Origin of the sequence: Cerasicoccus frondis (assembly GCA_031296915.1) — a bacterium.
Taxonomy (GTDB): Bacteria; Verrucomicrobiota; Verrucomicrobiia; order Opitutales; family Cerasicoccaceae; genus Cerasicoccus; species Cerasicoccus frondis.
On the sequence record JAVDPC010000014.1, the window covers coordinates 89,405 to 109,315 of the forward strand.

Here is a 19,911-nt window from a genome sequence, read left to right on the forward strand (position 1 = left end):
TAACTGCTCGTAAAACCCACACAGGCTTTTCTCATGTATTTCCTCCTTCGCATGTCTTCGCAATTGGCGGGGCTGGCTATGTTGCTGGCCGGAACGGTTGCCCAGGCGGCCAGCATCAACGGCACGGTTCAGTCCGGGCCGTCGACTGATAACACGCCGATTGGCGGCGCCACCGTTACGCTGTGGGAGGCGACGAGCGCGGCGCCCGTCTTTCGCGGCTCCGACGTGACGGACGCCAGCGGCGGCTTTTCGATCGATTCGCCCATCGAGCAGACCAATGGCTCTTTTTACCTGACGGCCAGTGTCGCGCCGCGTGTGAAGTTCATGACGATGCTGGGGCCAGAGTTGCCGGGCAGCGCCACGATCAACGAGCTCACCACTGTGGCCGGCGCTTATGCGACGGCGCAGCTCTCCGAGGATGGCAAGGTGACCGGCGCGGCGCTTTGGCTGAGCATTGCCGCAGGGATGAGCGACAACTTGGTGGACACCTTGCTGGGCGATACGTCGGCTGTCATGTTGGCGGGGCCCAATGCGGACCAGACGAATTCCAAGCGCACGCTCCACTCGTTGGCCAATGTGATCGAGGCTTGTTATGACGATCCGTCCGTTGCCCAGGAGTTTCTTCAATTGGCGACGCCGGAAGGGTTTGACGCCCCCTCGGACACGGCCGAAGCATTGATGCTCTTGGCGCAACGCCCTGCGACCAACGTGGCTGAGATCTATGCGCTGTCCCTGCTGGGCTCCGCGTTTCAGCCGGTGCTGAATGGAACGTTCGAGTCCTGGGTGATCGCCGTTAAGGTGAATCGGACGGGCAGTGATGATCCCCAATACTTTTTCGGCGGGCCGGCGAACGTTGGCTTCGATTCCAAGGGTTACGCCTGGATCGCGAATAACGTCGTGCAGGGCACGGGCAATTCGACGGATACGGTCATGGTGCTCAAGCCCAATGGCATGCCCTCGGACGGCTCCAATGATCGCCCGTCGTCGCCGATCTCCGGCAACGGCATTCGCGGCGTGGGTTGGGGCGTGTCGGTCGACAGCAAGGACCAGGTGTGGTACGGCAACTTTGGTTGGGGCGACACCAGCATTGACACCAACTATCCGACGCAGGCGCGTGAAGGCAATGGCAGCGTGGTGACGCTGACGGCCACCGGGGAATTCCTTTCGCCGGAAGACGCTTTTTTCCAAGGTCCACTGCGCGTTCAGGCGATCGAGCCGGATGCGGATGACAACATCTGGATCGCGAGCCTGGGCAATGACAGTTTGTTCTTTTTCCCCAATGGCGATCCCTACCGCTCGAAGGCGATTTATCAGTATACCAACGCGGGCCCCTTTGGCATTGGCGTCATGCCAGATGGCGATGTGTGGATGACGAATTCCGGCGGCATTGCAGGCAAGTATGATGGCAGCGTGGCGAAGTTTACGCTCGATGATGACGGCGATCCCGAGCAGGTCTTTTTGAAGAAAATCGGCAACACGCTGAAGGTGGTGGCGTCAGACTCGTATGGCAACGGCTGGGTCGCCTCGCAGGGCAACAGCACGGTCTATGTTTTCGACCCGGATACGGAGACCCATCGTGAGCCGATTGGCGCCTACACGGGCATTGGCGGGCTCGACGGGCCGTGGGGCTTGTGCGTCGATGGCGATGACAATATCTGGATCGGCAACTTCGGCGCGCTCTTCCCGGGCAGGTTTACGGGACGTCTGACCCAGCTTGCGGGCGCCAACCCGGACACCCGCCCCCCCGGTCTGGAGATGGGCGACGCGATGAGCCCGAATGCAGGTTTCCGCGTGGAGTCGGCGGGCGAGCCGGTTACGCTGCCGGACGACACGCCACTCTTCCCGAATGGCGATGAAGACAGCTTTAAGCCGCAGATGCGTTCGACCAGTGTGCAGATCGACCGGGCGGGCAACTTGTGGACGTTTAACAACTGGAAGCCGCCGTTCCTGAACGACGTGACGAACAATCCTGGCGGAGATGGCATTCTGATTTTCCTCGGCTTGGCTCCGCCCCCCAGCAAATACGAAGGCGAGCTGACCAAGGACAGTGATGGCGACGGCTTAACCGATGAATTCGAAAACCAAGTCATTAACTACAGCGACACCGACGCCTATGTGACGTATGCTGACGTGACGCCTGGTGGCGACTTTGACGAGGATGGGCTAATCGAGTCTGACGAGCAGGCCACGAGCGCCAGCCCTACGGCGCAAGACACCGATGGTGACCTCTTCACTGACAAAGACGAAGTTGACTTTGGCTCGGACCCGACGGACCCCGAGAGCTTGCCGATCGAACAGGAAATCCTGGCCGCGGTGGAATACCGTTTTTCAACCGAAGTAGGTTACCTCTATCAGGTTCAGTACTCGGATGATCTAGTGGTATGGGAAGACCTTGGCTCCCCGGTTGTTGGCAACGGTGAAACGCAGAGCGTCTTCATCTCCCTCGAAGGTCGTGACAAGAATAGTGAGAACTACCGCCTGATTGTATCACTGGCTGAGTAGGTTGATAGCTCGCTAAGCGGATGTTGAACATCGGCCAAGCGGCAGCGCATTTTACTCCTTGCGCCAACGGGACTACGCAAGATGTCGTTTTGCGCAATCCCGTTGGGATAGGCAATAAAACCAATGCGTCATCCCAGGGTAGGCATTCAGCCGCTTTGCGGCCTCACGCCAACCCTGGGCTATTGATGCGCAGCCCCGTTGGGGCAAAGTTGACTGAAAGCTGAATGTCCGCCATTTCTCGCGATTGTATCTTGGGCGTCGTTCTACCGTAGCTCACACCGTAGGTCTATTGTTACGAAAAGACTGGTTGATTTTCAGAAAACGTAACACGGATGAAGTGCTTCTTTAAGAGGCCGTTCATGTTCCTAGTGTATCATATCGCACATGAAACTTCATGTGTCTGGCTTACTTCATTCGGCGCGCAATTTGGCTATAATTGCGAGTTGTCTGCTTGCGATTTCTTCTCTTACGGCTGACTCCATTTACTCCGTAACTGGTACGGAGGTCACCCAGGAGATCGCACTCAATGCAGGGTGGAACGCCGTTTACTTAGAGGTTGATCCTGAAGGCGCGGCGCCTGCTGAAGTGTTCGCCAATGCGGACATCGAAGCCGTGTGGTTCGGGAAATCCAGTTCGACGGATGCAGAATTTATTTCGAGCCCTAATGAAGCATCCTTCAGTTCGGATGGCTGGTATTTTTACCTCGCTGATCCGGACACTACCGCGCTGAGCACCTTGAGCAGCATCTATGGCGGTCGGTGCTATTTAATCAAGGCAACGGTTGACACCACGATTTCAATCAGTGGCGAGCCGATCTATCGCCGGACGCCTTGGGAGAGCCAGACCTATAAGCTCACGGGCTTCCATGTCGATCCTGCTACGGCCATAACTTTTCAGGATTTCCTCAACTTGGATGCCGACGCGGCTGCCGATTTGTTGGTGTATCAAATGGATGCCGACGGCGACTGGAATCTGGTTGCAGCGCCGCAGAACGAACTCGTGCAGAGCGGCGTCGCTTACTGGGTTTATAATGATGGAACGATTTACGACACGGGGCCCTGGACTTTGTATTCACTGGGGCTTGATGGCATTGATTTTGGCGCTTCTTCGGGGACTTCCTCGCTGAGTGTCATGAATAATTCCCGATACGATCTCACAGACTTAACTTTGTCCATGGGAGCAGATATGCCGCTGACCTACTATGTGGGGTTGAATGCCGCGACTGCTGATTCCGTGTGGGAGGATGTTGCGGGTTATACTGAAGACATTGGCGTCGACGAGCAGCAAACGATCATTCTCGGCATTGTGCGTTCGGCTGGCGAAGCTGGGAGTGAGGACATACTAACCATTTCAGGCGGAGGCATGCGCGTGCATGTCCGCGTGAGTACGGATGATGCCCTGACTGATACCGGTCTGTGGTATGGCTCGGTGATTCTCGACGCCGTCAGCTATGTGAATGATGTTGCCCCTACTGCGGTTCCTATCGCCACGGAAAGTGAGTTTACGTTCAACGTTATCTTGCATGTTTCAGCTGATGGTGCGGTCCGTCTACTCAAAGAGGCGTACCTGGTGGGTGAAACCAATGATAATAGCGACGTGCAGCCAGTGCTTGTCGCCAATGACGAATTGCTCGCGGATTATGATGGACTGTGGTATCGCGACGGCAGTTCGTATGGGGCGCGCTTCAGCGCGATGACCTATGGCTTCGATGAGGATGCGTTGATGCTGACTGGCTCTTTGGAGACGACACTCAACGGTTCGCTGACGATCGATAAGACGCAGCGAACACATCCATTCTATCATCAGCACCACCCCAAGCATGATAACCTCGACAGCGATGGCGTAGCGCTGACCGATAACGCGAACTATCCCGAATACAAACTGGAGGTCTGGGACATTGAGCGTGCGTTTACCTTTGTTTTTGCCGATAGCGTTGCGCCCTCCCCGGATGAAGGTTTGGGCGTTCTTTCCGGAACCTACACCGAAGTCATGACTGGAGCCTATAAGGATCCCGTTAGCATCTCTGGTTCCTTCAGACTGGAACACATCTCCGGACTGGAACTCGTCCAATAGGACGTTGCCTGTAACTATTTGAACTTGCTGTAAATACCATGTGCCAAAACCGTTCCTTGCTGACGATTTTGCTGTTCCTAGCTACTCAGGTGTGCCTGCGCGCAGAGTTGTTGGACACCGCAATGTCATTCAAACTCGATGGGTCTGCCTCTGAGTTTATCCTCGCCACGACATCTGATGAAGAGGGCAACTTGTATGTTGCCGGTGCGACGACATCGCCGGACTTGAAGTCCACGCTCTACCAAAGCAGCGATGTCGCCGCTGGGGCTAGCGCGATCACAACGCCTGTTGAGCAGGTGGCGGAAAACATCGTTTCGACTTCGGCTTACGGCGAGACGGATATCTTTGTCATCAAGTATGACTATGAGGGGCAGGTGGTTTGGACCGCAACTGCTGGTGGACCCGGACAGGATGCCGCGACGGGCATTGTGGTGGATACGAGCGGAAACGTGTATGTTTCTGGATACATAGAAGGCGACGCCATCTTTGGCGGTGAGACGATCAAGGCCAATGACAATTCGAGTGGCCTTGGTTCCGATGCGCGCAACATTTTCTTGGCCACCATCGACTCCAGTGGCAACTGGGGTGAGGTCAATCCGATACCACTGAGCGCCACGGTGGAGTCCAATGGTTCTGCGGTTAGCGGAAAGACGTTGTCCGGTATCCGCATCACTACAGGGCGTATGGGCGGCGGTTTGCGCGAAGGTAACACAGTTGGCGATAGTCTGGCCAGTGTGGCTCAGACCCTGAACGATTCAGGCGGCATCACGGTTTATATCAAGGGAGAAGTCGACACTTCAGACCTTGCTGGCGCCGTGCCTAGTTCGGGGGAGTGGGACTACTATCTCGGCTTGGATGGCGGCAGCGAAGATTACTTCCTTTGCTCGGTTGATTCCGACGCAAGCCAGACTGACAATAGCGGGACATGGGCATTTGTCATCAAAGCCACTTATTCAACCATCTCGGCTTCCGGTAACCCGGAGTGGTCTTGGGACTGGTTGAAGCCGGTGAGTACGGTTCGTAATGCCGATGGGTTTTCCACCATCACGCAGATCGAAACGAGCCCGGACCCGGGAGACAATAAAGTTTATGTCTGCGGTTACTGGTCAGGAGACCTGACTGCAGGTAGCGCCTTTGATTCTGGGGCCGAGGAAGATGGCTTTGTCATGGCGATGAAAAACTCGGGCGCCAGTTCCTGGGTGGCGACGGTGTCCGGCTATGCGACAGTCAATGCTCTGGCGATCGAGCCAGATCTCTACGACGGGACCAGCGTTGTCATTGCGGGCAATCTCTACGACGGGGAGACGGCGAAATTTAATTACAATACCAGCTTCACTTCGACCAGCGTCAGCGCCAGCTCCGCTACATCCAATGGCTTCCTGGCGCTGCTCAATCCCAATGGCAAGTTCGTCTGGGCGGAAGCAACCGGGGGCACTGGAGAGGATACCGCCACGCACCTTGTGCGACGCTTCCAGGGGGACTACTTTCTCGCGGGCAGTTATACGGGCGATGTTACCCTGAGTTCGAGTAATATCGCCCTCAAGGGAGACCAGTCTGCCCCCACGGTGCAGGCGGCTTACCTGGCCAGCTTCGACATTTCGACCACCGGCAGCACCTGTAACTGGGTGGAGGACACTCGTAGTTCCGGGGGAAGTGAAGTCTATTCCGCGATGCTCTCTCTCAACCGTTTGCAGTCAGCTTACTGGAGCGTCGCTAACGGAACGGTGCTGAATCTGGATACTGGCGGCGCTGGCCTCAAAGGAACCTATTACCTCAATGAACTTTCGGGCTACGAAGAGATTACCTCCTTCGAAGTGAAGGGCGAGATCAAGGGCGCTATTGGTGTGTATGGCACTGCCTACGAGTATCCCTATGGTTCTCACGATGATATTCACCAGGGAATCTACGGGTTTGAGACCAGCGAGAGCACCCATGTTCACGGCCATGGCTGGGCGGAACCTGGCTTTATTGACTTGGAGGGATTCAGCATGGCCATTCATTATGCGTATGGCTTTGATTACGGCAATAACTGGAAAGAACCCAGCATTTACTGCGCGTCGATCTGGTCGGGACAAGGCGCCTTTGAGCTGGGAGAAGTGCCCACTGTAACCGATAAAAATTCAAAATTATACAGAATACAATCGGGCGATATGACCGTGGGTTGGACCGCAATCCCCGTTGATAGCGGGGTAGTGGCGGACGGATCGACCGTCAAAATGCAATTTTATAACCAGAACCCGCAGGTAAGTTACACGAAAGCTTTTCATGCCGGGCAAGCTCAGCCGATTAAGTTTATTTCTTTGGCGCGTGCGAGTTGGTATGCGGATAATTTTCAGGCCCGCATCAATGGAGTGGTCTACGATTTTAATAATGATCGCTATACCAGCGGCACAGATAACCATACGAGCAAGCAGTTTAATTTCACCCTGCCGGAGTGGCCGCTTTACAATACGCCCTTTACCGGGACGATCGAGATGGAGCGTATCGACGGCCCAATCGATTTCGATTGGGTGGACAACTCACCTGTCTCACGTGACGTCGGTTACAGCGTAGTTTGGACTGGTTGGATCGTGGCGCCCAATTCTGGCACATACACCGTCAGGATGCCTTATGGCAGATACGTGAAGGTCACCATCAACAACAAGACTTTCTTCAAATATGATGATGATGGCAGTAGCAGCATCGCGCTGCGTTCCCTCACTGAAGGGGTGGCGTATCCCATTACGGTCGAGTATCATCCCTACGACGAACTGAATCAGTATACGACGCCAGATTTGTGGTGGGAGCGGTCGGGCGGTTCACCTTCCTACGAGACGGTCGGCGCCAAATATCTCTACCCCTACGAGCCGGATTTGACGGTCATTAACGCCAAAGATTTCCCTTTGACTAGCCGTGGGCTTTCATTGCTTCAGGATGCAGTGGATCAGGCGGGCGTGGTCACCTTCGCGATCAAGGCGGATACGGGTGAAGGCCAGACAGAGTTCCTCGATTGGCGCGAGTATGTGGTCGGCGATGAGCTCGAACCGGTGAGCGGCGCGATCATTAGCTCTTCGTCCACTGCCACGTATTACCCCGACTTGAGTGATTACGGCAGTAACCTTCCGGTTTACACGGATCCAACGACTTTCAACGCCTACGCGGCGGGGGAAATCCGGGTGCGCATGTTGTGTGCTGAACCGACTTCGGATTCGTCGATCTCTCTCTACAAGCAGGGTTATGCCATCGCGATCCGCTGGCCTACCGTGGAGGAGGGACTCATCGAATATCTTTATGGAGATTTAATTCCAAATGTTGTTCTGAATCGGGGCGACAGCGATAAGGTCTTCCAAAAACTTCAGTACACTGAAAGCAATACGATCAATGAAGACTATTCGTTGATTACCACCGAAGCTGGCTACAGCACCCTGTTGTTTCTGGACGATGGCGCCGACGTTACCTCTGTCATCCCTGACTTTGTGGTTATACGCGCGGTCAATTGGGAAGACCATGTGACGACGGATGCCGCATTGATTGGAGAAACAATTCCCATCCCCGCTGAAGCGGTACAGGAAACTGTGGATGGAGATCCCCGCACTGGTTACGTCATGCGGGAGCTGGCGCGGGTGGATGCGAATTCGAATGTTTACGACCGCGATGCGTATCTAGGCCAAATCATCCCAGTGAATTTAGAAGAGTTTGTTGTAGATACGACTGTCCAAAACGAGCTCATTGAGAAAGAGGAAGATGATCTCGAGGTCGCCTGGTTTACGCAACATGCGGACAGCACGGGCACGATTCTGTGGCCCTATGAAGTCATTCATTACACAGTCTCTTGGCCCAGTGACTACGGTCGAATTGTCATCGCGAGCGAAGAAGGCTCAGAGGGTATGGACGCCGCTGGCGTTTACCAAGAGTCCTTCACGGAAAACGAGACTAGCATCAGCATTTACAGCCAGCCGGATAAGAAGCTCATGGGATATAACCCCAACGAGGAGCATGCAGTCCTTCTCCCTGGGCAGCGGACGGGAGCGACGACAGCCTATGCGCTACGCAACGATCTGAACAACAAACCCAGTGGCACAACGACCTCCGATACGTTTGTGCTCGTGCGCTTCTTCGACGAAACCGAGCAGCTTTGGGACTACCGCATCTATGAGGTGCTGCAAACTGACAGTAACTACCCGTCCTTTGACGTTTCCGACGGTACGGCGGGCAGCGCGGTTTACGCGCCCTTTCCGCTCTTGCGCAGCGCATTTTACTCGACGCAGACGATTGGTTACGGCGATCCGTATTGGTTGGACCGGACCGGGCAGGTGTGGGCAGTGAGCGCAGGCGCCATGACCGCGCAGTATTATTACAAGCTCTATGATGGGTTCTGGTATGACGCTGATGGAGATGGCGTGCAGGACAGCGACACGGACGTCCCCTGGCTCACCGGCGGGTATAGCTCCACGACCCCGATCAGCATCTACTACAACATCGAATGGCCGGGAGATATTGCGACCATGAATGTTGGCGATACGGTCGCCTATGAACGAGCCGGAGGCCTCCCAGGAATTTACAATATGCTTTCGGCGGAAATTATTTACGACAGCCGGGACGTCGACTCCAACGGAGACAACCAGTCGAGCAGCGCGACTACAACCAAGGCCACGCTGCCGTCAGCCCGCATCTATGATATGGTGAGCCCGCGTCGGTATATGGCCCCTGATTTGCATGGCTTTGGTCTGGGCACGTCTCTGCAACTGCTGGATGCTGATGATGCTTTGGTCATCGAGTTGGAGGCGATCCTAACCACGGACAACCTCTATGAGTTTGAGGATCTTTCTCCCGATCTCGTTTCTCGATTTTACTACGACCCGACCGAGGACGATTTCGTCTTCAAGGGGCTGGCGCCAGACAATTCCGCCAGTGGCGATCCCGTCATGTTGCCGAACGTGATGACGGCCGCCGAGGCCGCCGAAATCAAGTTGCTTGACGATGCGGACGGAGTCGAAAGCGCGGAATCCACCGATTGGGATCTGATCATTGAGAATCTCTACCTGCTGACTCGGAATCCGCAGCAAGTCCGTGAGATTAACAGTTCGGCTAACGCATTTACTGGCGAAACTGAATACGGCTACGGCGTCGTTTCGAGCGACATTCTTATTGGCCTGACCGAAAGTGATGATCCCGATGAAGTCGGTTACCAGCACATTGCGAGCATCGGTGGTGGGGGACTGACGACCGCCTTCTCATCGGGTGAGGGTTACATTGCCATCGCTGAAAATAATGACGAGTCGCTGACGGATCCTGTCAACGTGCACCTGATCAAAGTTGTGGATTCCGGTGTCGTGGGGCAGTTAGTGAATTTCGAAAATGAAAACCTGTTGGCGGAAAGTTGCTACGTGCGCCACCGTAGTGATTTCGGTGGGCGCGCTGATGAGCTTTATTTTGAATGGTGGTGGCAGGAATACGCTTCCGAAAATAATGCCGCAGGCAAAAGCCATCCCGCCATAGTGGTAGGCGATGATGCTGGCCCTGGTGGTACTTGGCTGAAAATCGCCGAAGGCTATGGGCTCAACCGATTGGCGATCGAAAGCGGCACTGAAGTGCTCAGTGACGGCTGGCTGCTGGTGCGTTACAATGGCCTGGAGACGGATGCCATTTCAGTTGATGATTGGTTTGGCTATGCCGGAGACGCCCAAGGAACGACGAGTGACCCTTACCCGCATTTTCTGAAAGGCTGGGTAAAGCGTGTGCTGGAAAACATTAACCCATTCGAGCAACGCTTCAGCGATTTCCACAGTAGCGAAACGGAAACTTACGTTAGCATGATTGAGCAGGCGGGGTCGCCTTACGTAGGGGACATCGCGCTCAATGGCAGTGATGTGGATTACCTGAACAGCATCGGACTCATTGCACTCTATCGCACGGTTCACAATCGTGCGCTCAAACTGAGTCTTGAAGCCAACCCGGCGCTCAGTACTTCGGGTGTGCGTGACCAACTCTTATTTGCTGCAACTCGGACAGCCGACTTATACATGCTGTTGGCTAATGAAGCTTACGCAGATGCTCAGGACCCGACCATTGGTTATACGACTTCATCCGACGCGGGCTACTTGGCGCCGACCTACTTTGCCTTCGAGGGATTGGCTGCCGTTCCCGATTTGTTGGCGGAGGAGCTTATTCTATTGCGTGGTCGCGATCTAAGTGGTTTCCCGGCTTTCCCGCTCTACAACCGCTTACCGTGGAATTATAACACCGACGGTGAAGCCATCTACAACACAGCTTACGCGATCACGGATGCTGACCCGGACGGGCTTATTAATGAATATGATGCGAAGGTCATGTTTCCTATGGGGCATGGAGATGCTTGGGGACATTACTTGACGGCGCTCAAGGAATACTACGGCCTCTTGCGTCATCCGGAGTATGACTGGCAGGCGCACACGGAGGGCACGACCATTGCAGGAACCTCAGTCGAGGTGGATTATTTATCGGAGAAGAAATTTGCCGCTGCTGCCCTTGGTCTCGCCCGGACGGGACTGGAGGTGATGCAACTTGAGTACCGTGACCGTTACACCGGTAACCCGAGCGGTCAGTGGCAGGGCTATAAGGACACGGATACGGAACGCGCTTGGGGCGTTGACGAGTGGGGGCGACGCACTGCTCAGGGAGCGTTGGCTAACTGGGTGGTGGGTAATGCAATTCTACCGGAGGAAGACACGGAAGATACCGATTTGCTGGCCAAGGTTGACCGCACCACGGTGGACGAGTTGTATGCCCTATCGAGTGTGGTAACAGAGTTGGAGAGAACCATTGCCCGTTATGACCGCGGTCTGAATCCGTTGGGTATTGATTCGCGGGCAACGCCCTTCGATATCGATCCGGCGCTCTTTAATGATACGGGAAATCCCCGTAGCCATTTTGAGCAAATCTATGATCGTGCACTCGATGCTTCCGCGAATGCACTGCAAGTCTTCGATTTTGCCAACGAGCAGACTCAGCGCATTCGTCAGGGGACGCTTGATGCGGCTGATTTCGCCCTGCAGGTCGAGCAACAGGAAATGGATTACCGCAGTCGCCTGATCGAGGTTTTTGGTTACCCATACACGGGGGATATTGGCATCGGTAAAACCTATCCGCTTAATTATAATGGACCCGATTTGTATCACTTCATGTATGTTGACGCGAACTCCGTCTCGGAAGCGGATTTGCCCGAGTCCGAGATGGATACTGTTGTGGCGACATTTAACGCCTTTAAAGATGAAGCGACGAGCGATGGGAGTCGTCTCTACAATTTTCTATTCGAAACAGATGCAGACAGCAGCACTGCTACAGGCTATATTGGTGTTGGAGAGGACGCCACGTTTGATGTAGAGTATCCCTATGTGGCGACAGCAGACTATTCTGCGATTGCACCTGAGTCTTGGGGCTCGCGGCGTGCGCCTGGCGAGCTGCAGCTCATCTTGATTGAAGCGCTCCGCCTACAGACGTTGGTAAGGGAAGCACAGGCCAAACATTGGGCGATCATACAGAAAGCAGAAGATCAGGTCGAGGTGCTGGAAAGTCTGTACAATGTGCGGGCAGAACAGATTGCCCTCTATGAAGAATTTAGCGATGAGTACTCCGATCTATCAAAAAAGCTTGCCGATCAACGTAGTAATGCCGCGATGCTCTCGCGGTCTGGCGATGCCATCTATCGCGGATTGAAAGTGTCTGCGGAATTCGTGCCAACGTCTGCTCATGTTGATGGCGGGGATATCCTTGCTCCGTTTAGGGGAGGGTACATGGCTGCTATCTCAGGCATTGCCGAAGCAGGCTTATACTTCAGTGCAGGAATTCAAGAAAACCTTGCATGGCAAACCGAACATGAACGTAACGTCCTGTCTTATAATACGAAGTATGATATCGATCAAGTAGGATATAAATACGAGATCCAGAAGCAGCTGGCGGTGATTGAAGGGTTGTTGCGTGATGAGACAGCAGCGCGCTACGAAGTGTATCAGAATGTTTTGGCGGTCACCACGAAACTGGCTGAGTTCGAAGCCACTTTGGCGGAGGGGCAGCGCTTGCTCGAAGAGCGTGCGCTCATTCGTCGTCAGGCAGCGGGCACGACTCAAGAAGCGCGTTACCAGGACATGACCTTCCGCATCTTCCGCAACGACGCCCTGCAGAAGTATCGCGCCGCTTTCGATATGGCGGCTCGTTACACGTATCTGGCTGCCCGGGCGTTTGACTACGAGACCACGCTGTTGGCCGACGACAGCAACGCGGGTTGGAGGTTCTACGACAACATCATTCGCCAGCGTACCTTGGGGGAGTTCAGCCAGAGCGGAGATCCAATCGCCGGTAGCGAAGGGCTATCAGAGCCGCTCGCCGACATGGACATTCTCTTCTCCAATGTGCGCACGAGCTACGGCATCAACAACCCGCAAGTGGAAACCAATCGTTTCTCACTGCGCAAGGAGGCCTTCCGCATCAAGAGCACCGCCGACAGCGATGATGCCTGGCGTGACACCTTGATGGCCTCGTATGTTTCCAATGTCTGGGACCTGCCGGAGTATCGACGCTACTGCAGCCCCAGTCGTTCCGAAAGCAGTGGACCGCTGCCAGCGTTGGTGATCACCTTCAGCACCGCGATTGCTTCCGGGAAAAACTTCTTTGGCTGGCCGCTCGGAGGTGGAGACAGTTACTTTGATTCCTCTCGCTACTCCACGCGCGTGTCGTCACTGGGCGTTTGGTTCGAGAACTATGATGGCAACGAGTTGACGCTGACTCCGCGGGTTTACCTGCTCCCGGTGGGCATCGATATCATCCGTGCGCCTTCGAGTGAGGAGACTCGCGAATTTATCGTCTATGATCAGGCAATTCCCACGCCCGAGACGAGTATCGGTAATTATGATACCGATGATGACTGGATACCGTCCATCGACACCGTGACGGAAGGCTGGGACACGTTGCGACGCTACACCCGCTTCCGCGCCTACCACGACGATGGCTTCGACCAGTCGGAAATGACCAGCGATACGCGGTTGATTGGCCGGTCGGTTTGGAACACTGAGTGGATGCTCATCATAACTGGCGACAGCTTGCTCGCTGATCCGGACGAGGGCATCACGCGATTCATTTTTGGTGATCCCATCGACTCAGACGATACGGGTGTGACGGACATCAAACTTGTCTTTGAAACCTATAGCTATTCCGGCCTTTAAACAATTTAACTCATGAAAATAGCCTTACTTTCAATCTGTGCAATTACCTGCTTCTGCAGCATAACTGCGGCGACGATATCAGAGCCGGATATCATCTTTTACGGACGCATTCTCAAGGCCGGCACGCCCGCCGATGGAGCCGTGAACGCCAGCCCTGAAAATGTTGACGATGGCACGCTGGTCTGGACGATCCAGCCCTCGGTCGGCAGCAGTTTTCAGGTTGCCACGGACATCGAACCGGTCGAAGGAACCGTCTACCAATACAGCATTCAAATCCCCGTCGAAAAACTGCCTGACGGCGAAGCCAACGGAACTGGCGAAGCAGTCATCTCGACCAACGCTGACCAGACGGTCAATCGCGCGACCGTGACTCTCGATGGGCAGACGCTTTACATCGTTGGCCAATCGGGCAGCACTGCCGACACGTTTACCTTTGGCGTCAACAATCGTGGCCTCATCGAGCGCGTGGATTTATCCTTCGATCCCGAAGTGAGCGATTGGGATGCGGATGGATTGCCGGACGCTTATGAAGAACTTTTTGCCGATGCAATGGTCGGGGTGGAAAATGATGATTTAGGGCTGAATAATAATTCCAATGACGCCGATGGCGACATGGACGGCGACGGAAAGTCGAACCTGGAAGAGTACCTGAACGGCGACGACCCTTACGGTTTGACCTACAACGAGTGGATTCAGATGCATGGTTTTTCCTTGGCCGATCCGCTCGCCGCGTTCGATGCGGACGCTGATGGCGACGGGCTGGCGAATTGCCTCGAGTTTGCCCTCGAAGGCGACCCGAATGCCGACGACGGCCAACTACTTGAGCAGGCAATGATTTCGCTGTCCGCCACCAACAGCAACATGACCTATCAGGTTTCGCTGCCCGGCGTGTTCGCGCCTCGACGCAACGGAATCCTGCGTAGCATCGAATACAGCAGCGACATGAAAACCTGGTCTGAAAATGGCCTCGCGATGGACGAGGACAGTGATGACCTGCTGTCGGCGACGAAACCATTTTCCGGTAGCGACAAGGCATTTTTCTTCGTCTTCAAAGTCACCGAAGAATGAAATTGATTTGCTCAATTTTGACAGCCACGGCTTTGATGTTTCTCGTAGCGTCTTGCGCCAAAAAAACTGACCCGGAGGCCTTGGCGACGGTCGGGGAAAAATCTATTTATCTGGAAGATCTTTTGAGCCGCCCTGGCGCCCGTCCCGTGTCGCAGACGCGCGAAGGGTTGACCCTTGCCCTTCGGGAAGCAGCGCTCAAAAAAGCCAAAGCTCAGCGAGCGATTGCCGCAGGTTACCTGGACGATCCGCTCGTGCAACAACGGATTGAGGCGTTGCTCGCGACAACCTGGGATCAGCGTCATGCGCCAGCGGACGATCCACGGGAATACACCATCAGCGAAGCCGACATACAATCAAAGTTTGAGCAGAGCCAGGATCAGTATGGCGCGCCTACGCGCCTACGCGCCCAAGTAATCTTGATTGAGCACGGAACGGATCAACCCCAAGCCCAACAGCTTGCTTTAAGCCTGCTTGCTCAATTACGCGATCTCCCCGCCGTCGATCGCGACCGACAGTTCGCCAAGTATGCCCAGCAGCATTCCGCTGACCAAGCGTCACGCTACCGCGCTGGCGATATCGGTTACTTCACCGAAGGCGAGACGACGCGCGGCTATTCACCGGAACTCATTCAAGCTCTCTTTAATGAAGCGAGGAACGCTAGCTTAGCTGACATCATCCTGATCGAAACCGACCGCGCTGTTTACCTCGCCAAGGCCAACGCTTATCAACCTGCCAAACAACCTTCGCTCGACGATGTGCACGAACGCCTGAAAACGCAACTGCAGGCCCACGCAGCCCAACAAGCAACGAATGACTACCAATCAGAAATCCTGAATCGCGACGTGCAGTTCTTCTACGAGCGCCTCGAAGGAATCGCGCAGACAGAGAAATCGAATGCTTCAAGCGCACCGAAGTTCAGCGGCATGTAACTTGCGGGGTGCTTTACTGGATTGTTTTTTATGCTCATGAACCGGCATCGCCGCTGCTTGTAACTGCCGCCGGTTCTTCTCGCTGGCAAAGTAAGGCAGAGTCACAGCGTGGAGTTGGATAAAATATATTCCAAGAGGACGATGCCACCCGCGCCTCCGAAGGGCACTAGAATGGCGACAAGAATCGGATTGGTGGACAATGGCTCGAATGCGCCGCGTTTCAATCCACGAATTTGTTCCATCGCGGTGTCGATGAGTTTTTCGTGATTTGCAAATTCTGAATTTGGGTTTGGGCTCAAGGAAAAGTCGATGACCTCTAATTTGGCTCTGGCCAGTCTCGCTAGTGCGCGTTTGCGTGCAGATTCCGCAACGGTGCGTAGGCGAATGGCACTAAAGAGGACGATTGCAAAAAATATTAAGATCACTAGCACCAGACCCAGAGGCCAGGTCCAGCGATCAAATTTATCCCACCGTGATAGCAGCATGAGAAACAGGATGAAAAAGGGACCGACGATCAAATTCATTCCTGGCGTTGTTATCTTGGCGATTAAGGAAATTTTCAGCCATTCGAATAGATAGTGGTGAGTGATGTCCGGATTCTCACTTTCGCTGATTTCGGGATTCGTTGATTCGGTCGATACTTTCTTTGTCGAATTCTCAGCAATTGCCTCAACTAGACGTTTGGGGAACAAATCTTCCTCATCGGCAGTAGCGCTCGCGTTGATTGTGCTGCGCGGATTCACAATTTCACGCGGCCATTTAGTCCAGTGGAATGAAAGATCTTTGATGAGCCTGGAGGTCCGATGGTTGATGAGGATGATCATCGAGAGCAGGAAATATAGCCAGAAAAGGCAAAAGCGGAGCATGAACTGATCGGTGTTGAATGCGAGATCTCCGCGAGCTGGGACGACGGGTGAGCCAAATGTTTTAACGATGAGGATCGCACAGCCCATGAGGAATATTGCGAGTAAGAAGGAATACGCCAGCAGCATTGGGGTGTTGGTGCTGTGCGTGAATTGTTTCCATACTGCTTTTACAGAGACGGGTTCTAGTACGCTTTTGGCTGCGGAGTCTGACTCAAAAAGCTTTTCAGGGCGCCGCAAAATTAGAAAGAATTTTGCAATCCACATGCCCAGTTTTATCCAGATTTCTTGTGGGCTCGTTTTGAGATAGCGAATGATGTGCCCGAAATGTGTGTAGCGCAAAGTCGGTGCTGGTAGTTTAAAATAGCGTGATATCTGGAGTTTGGCTAAATTGAAGCGGACCAGGCCTTCAAGGATAAAGAACCCGGTGGCAATGCAGGCGACAAGTCGGATGATTTCTGTCATCCAGATACTCACCCCTCCCGAGGTCGACCACGGCTCGCCGGTAGGATCGTAATGGGAGCGATAAATGCTAACGACAAGGGCGAGAGCAATGACAATGGAAACGGCGAACCAAAGGTTGATCAGGCGGCTTAACAGTTGGTAGCCGAAATCTTTGGTCGAGGATTTGTGGTTGGTCGCATCACTCATGATTCGGTCGTTTTCGGGTTTAGTATATTGGAGGCCTCATAGAGTCGCTTCAGGTGTGAGTGCAGCACATCGAAGCGGAAGTAAACCATGGCGAGCATGAATGCTAAAAAGAAAAATGTAATGGTGACCAGCGCTGGCCATTTTCCATTAGACTTAGAAACGGAGTCACCCAGCGCGCTGCGGTTGCCAGTGTCTCGTGTTGGCGTCAGGTCGTAAGCCCAGCCATCGGAACCAATTTCGTAGATTTTCGGTTGGAAGCTATTTTTTTCCAAAGCCTGCCCGGCATCCTTATTGCCCAATGCACAGAGAGTGGCCAGGTAGGCAGATGTTTGGTAGGAGTTCCTGAGTGGAGCAGTGGAGCCCTGTAGAGTTCCGTCGAGTTTGAGGCCATGGGATGAGGCAATGAGCAGATTGCGCGTTGAGTCGATGATGTTCAGGTGCAGGAGTTGAGCATCCAGGTCGGTGGTAAAGAAAATCGCGTTGGAGAATGACCGACGTAATGCCTGAAGAATTAATATTTTATCGTGTATGTCGCTGCCGAGCACACCGACGGCGCGGACGCTTGTCTCGTCAATTTCATTTCGATTGAGTGTGTCGAAGGCAATGCGTCGAAAGTAGTCGTGCTGAGAGGGCCCGTTGGCGAGCTCCATTAGTGAAAGCGCAGGGTCATTCTTATTCGGAATTTGCGCATTGCTAGCGTTTGATTTACTGCCTCCCGTGATGAGTCGGCCATCGAGTCCGCGTAAATATCCATAGGAGATGACATCCTGCGGGATGCTCCAGTTATTTTTCCCGTGGCCAGCGATTCGCTGCTCATTGATTTCACTAATAAAGACGCGTGGCAGGGCGCGACCAAAGGCGGTATCTCGATCAGAAAACAGAATGAGGCGTTCTTCATCGATGTCCTCGGTGAAGTTTACTTTTCGACGAGCTAGCTCGGCTAACATTGCCTTGGCCAGAACGTCGTCGGTAAGCAGTGTTCTGCGGAATGAAAATCCAGCTTGTTTGAACAGGGAGCTGATGACCTGATCGGCTTGTTCGCTGGCGGCGTCAATCTCGACCATACGCAATAGCATTTCTGACGGGACGGTGGAGTAGGGTGAGTAGATGGGGATCGGGTCTTTTGAGGCATTGCTTGGTGAAATCTGCATGAGTGCCGGGCTTGGATCAGCGCCCTGTCGCTTGATCAGGTTGGCCTTCAATTCCTTGAGCATTAACTCCAGTGTGTTTGTGCCTGAAGGCCCGATGATTTTTAAATCAATGTTCTTTTGTTTGGGCTTTTGGAAGAATACGATGGGGTCTTCGTTAAATCGTCCTTTCATTTGGAAGTGCGCCAATCCGATGTGGTGCAGTAGGTAGATTAGGCGCTTGGAGATTGAATCATCGAGGGCGTCCTCATTTACCCACAGAACCAATACTTCTTCATAGCCAAACGGATTTTTCGGATTGAGCTTATCGCGAACAAACCATTCGTAGGGGACATGAGACAGGTTTTGCTCGAAGCTGCCTTTGGCGCATGACTGACCAAACAGGGCCTTGGTCATGTTCGATTCGCTCGGGCTGCGAAGCTCGAATACGCCAATGTGGTCCGCGTCCTCGGGATAGTAACCTTCGTTACTTAGGCCAGCCATGATCGCATGCCGCATCCGTATGCGTTTCTCCGTGTCTTCGGGATAATTCCGCGAATTGACCATCGCCAACAGAACTAGCTTTTTGTGGCTACGTGGGTTGTCTACCATTTCTGGCGACATGCTGAAGAAGCTGTGGAACTCTTGCCATTCTGTGGTGTTGCGAGGAGCGGGGGTTAGCGGTTTGGCTGGTTCGCAGAGAGCCCTGCTACCGTGAATGCGGGCCAGAAGGGCGTTGTAGGACTCATGTAGAATTGTGCTGCGATCATGCTCAATGTAGAAGTCCCGCTCTTTGATCAACGCCTCAAGCTTCGTCCAGTCGTAGTTCTTCTGAGACGCTTTGTCGGTTCTTGAATTTTCAGCTGTCCCCGAGTTCGTGTTTTTAGGAATGTTATAGTGCGCTGACCAAGCGCATCTCCACATATCTGCTGCATTGCGCATAAGTGCTTCTACATTGATGTTGAAGCACTGTATTGGGAGAATCAGCAAAGAGATCGACCGTGGTTTTGGAGGATCGATCGTTAAGGGATCCGTCGAATCGGCCAATTGCAGTTGCTCTCTTACGTTGGCCAGGCGTTGGACATGCGTGTCGGGGCTGAGTCCCGAATCTTGAAATTGTTTCAGGTGTTCGTCCAACGCTTTGAGCGGGTCTTGCCACAAACGCGCTGGGACATTTTCGCCCTGCATTTCGATCACGAACTCGTCGTTTTTGGAGTCGATGGACGGTCGTGTGTCGCTGTAGGGACGGTTGAAATAGGAAGTGACTCCTCCCGCCATAGAAAGTATAACGAGCATGACTGGCATCCAGGGAGAGTAAGAGGACGACAGGTCAGAACTAGGCAGTTTGGACATGACGAACAGCCATTAGCTTGATAGCGATGGTTACGGCTGACAGGAGTTCAGCCGTAAATGTATGCCCTGACCGATGAGCTGCCAGGGAGTATGCTGCTTACGGCGGGCCAGAATGACAGTAGGTAAAAAAGTGTCGTTGAAGCATGTAGAAGTGCTTCAGCCACACGAA

At 53.9% G+C, this 19,911-nt stretch carries 7 protein-coding genes; 5 read left to right on the top strand and 2 right to left on the bottom strand.

Going from position 1 to position 19,911, the window contains the following annotated elements; all coding sequences use genetic code 11:
- Positions 1-33 precede the first annotated feature (33 nt).
- The 5 genes from RBB63_RS12410 (at position 34) to RBB63_RS12430 (ending at position 15,748) form a co-directional block, all read left to right on the top strand.
- Positions 34-2,502, top strand: coding sequence for a hypothetical protein (locus tag RBB63_RS12410; RefSeq protein ID WP_309384669.1), 2,469 nt, complete (start codon positions 34-36; stop codon positions 2,500-2,502).
- 384 nt (positions 2,503-2,886) lie between these two features.
- Positions 2,887-4,575, top strand: a complete 1,689-nt coding sequence (locus RBB63_RS12415; RefSeq protein WP_309384671.1) for a hypothetical protein — start codon at positions 2,887-2,889, stop codon at positions 4,573-4,575.
- 38 nt (positions 4,576-4,613) lie between these two features.
- Positions 4,614-13,751: a hypothetical protein gene (locus tag RBB63_RS12420; protein WP_309384673.1), complete on the top strand. Its 9,138-nt coding sequence runs from the start codon at positions 4,614-4,616 to the stop codon at positions 13,749-13,751.
- Positions 13,752-13,763: 12 nt separating this feature from the next.
- Positions 13,764-14,819, top strand: a complete 1,056-nt coding sequence (locus tag RBB63_RS12425; RefSeq protein ID WP_309384675.1) for a hypothetical protein — start codon at positions 13,764-13,766, stop codon at positions 14,817-14,819.
- Positions 14,816-15,748, top strand: a complete 933-nt coding sequence (locus tag RBB63_RS12430) for a peptidylprolyl isomerase (protein ID WP_309384677.1) — start codon at positions 14,816-14,818, stop codon at positions 15,746-15,748. The genes RBB63_RS12425 and RBB63_RS12430 overlap by 4 nt, the downstream gene beginning before the upstream one ends.
- Positions 15,749-15,849: 101 nt before the next feature.
- On the opposite strand, the gene RBB63_RS12435 is transcribed toward RBB63_RS12430, so the two are convergent.
- Together RBB63_RS12435 and RBB63_RS12440 are read right to left on the bottom strand one after the other, a co-directional pair.
- Complete coding sequence (locus RBB63_RS12435) at positions 15,850-17,262, bottom strand: hypothetical protein (RefSeq protein WP_309384679.1); 1,413 nt, start codon at positions 17,260-17,262, stop codon at positions 15,850-15,852.
- A complete protein-coding gene (locus RBB63_RS12440; protein ID WP_309384681.1) occupies positions 17,259-19,742 on the bottom strand; it encodes a hypothetical protein in 2,484 nt (827 codons plus the stop codon). The genes RBB63_RS12435 and RBB63_RS12440 overlap by 4 nt, the downstream gene beginning before the upstream one ends.
- Positions 19,743-19,911: the final 169 nt, after the last annotated feature.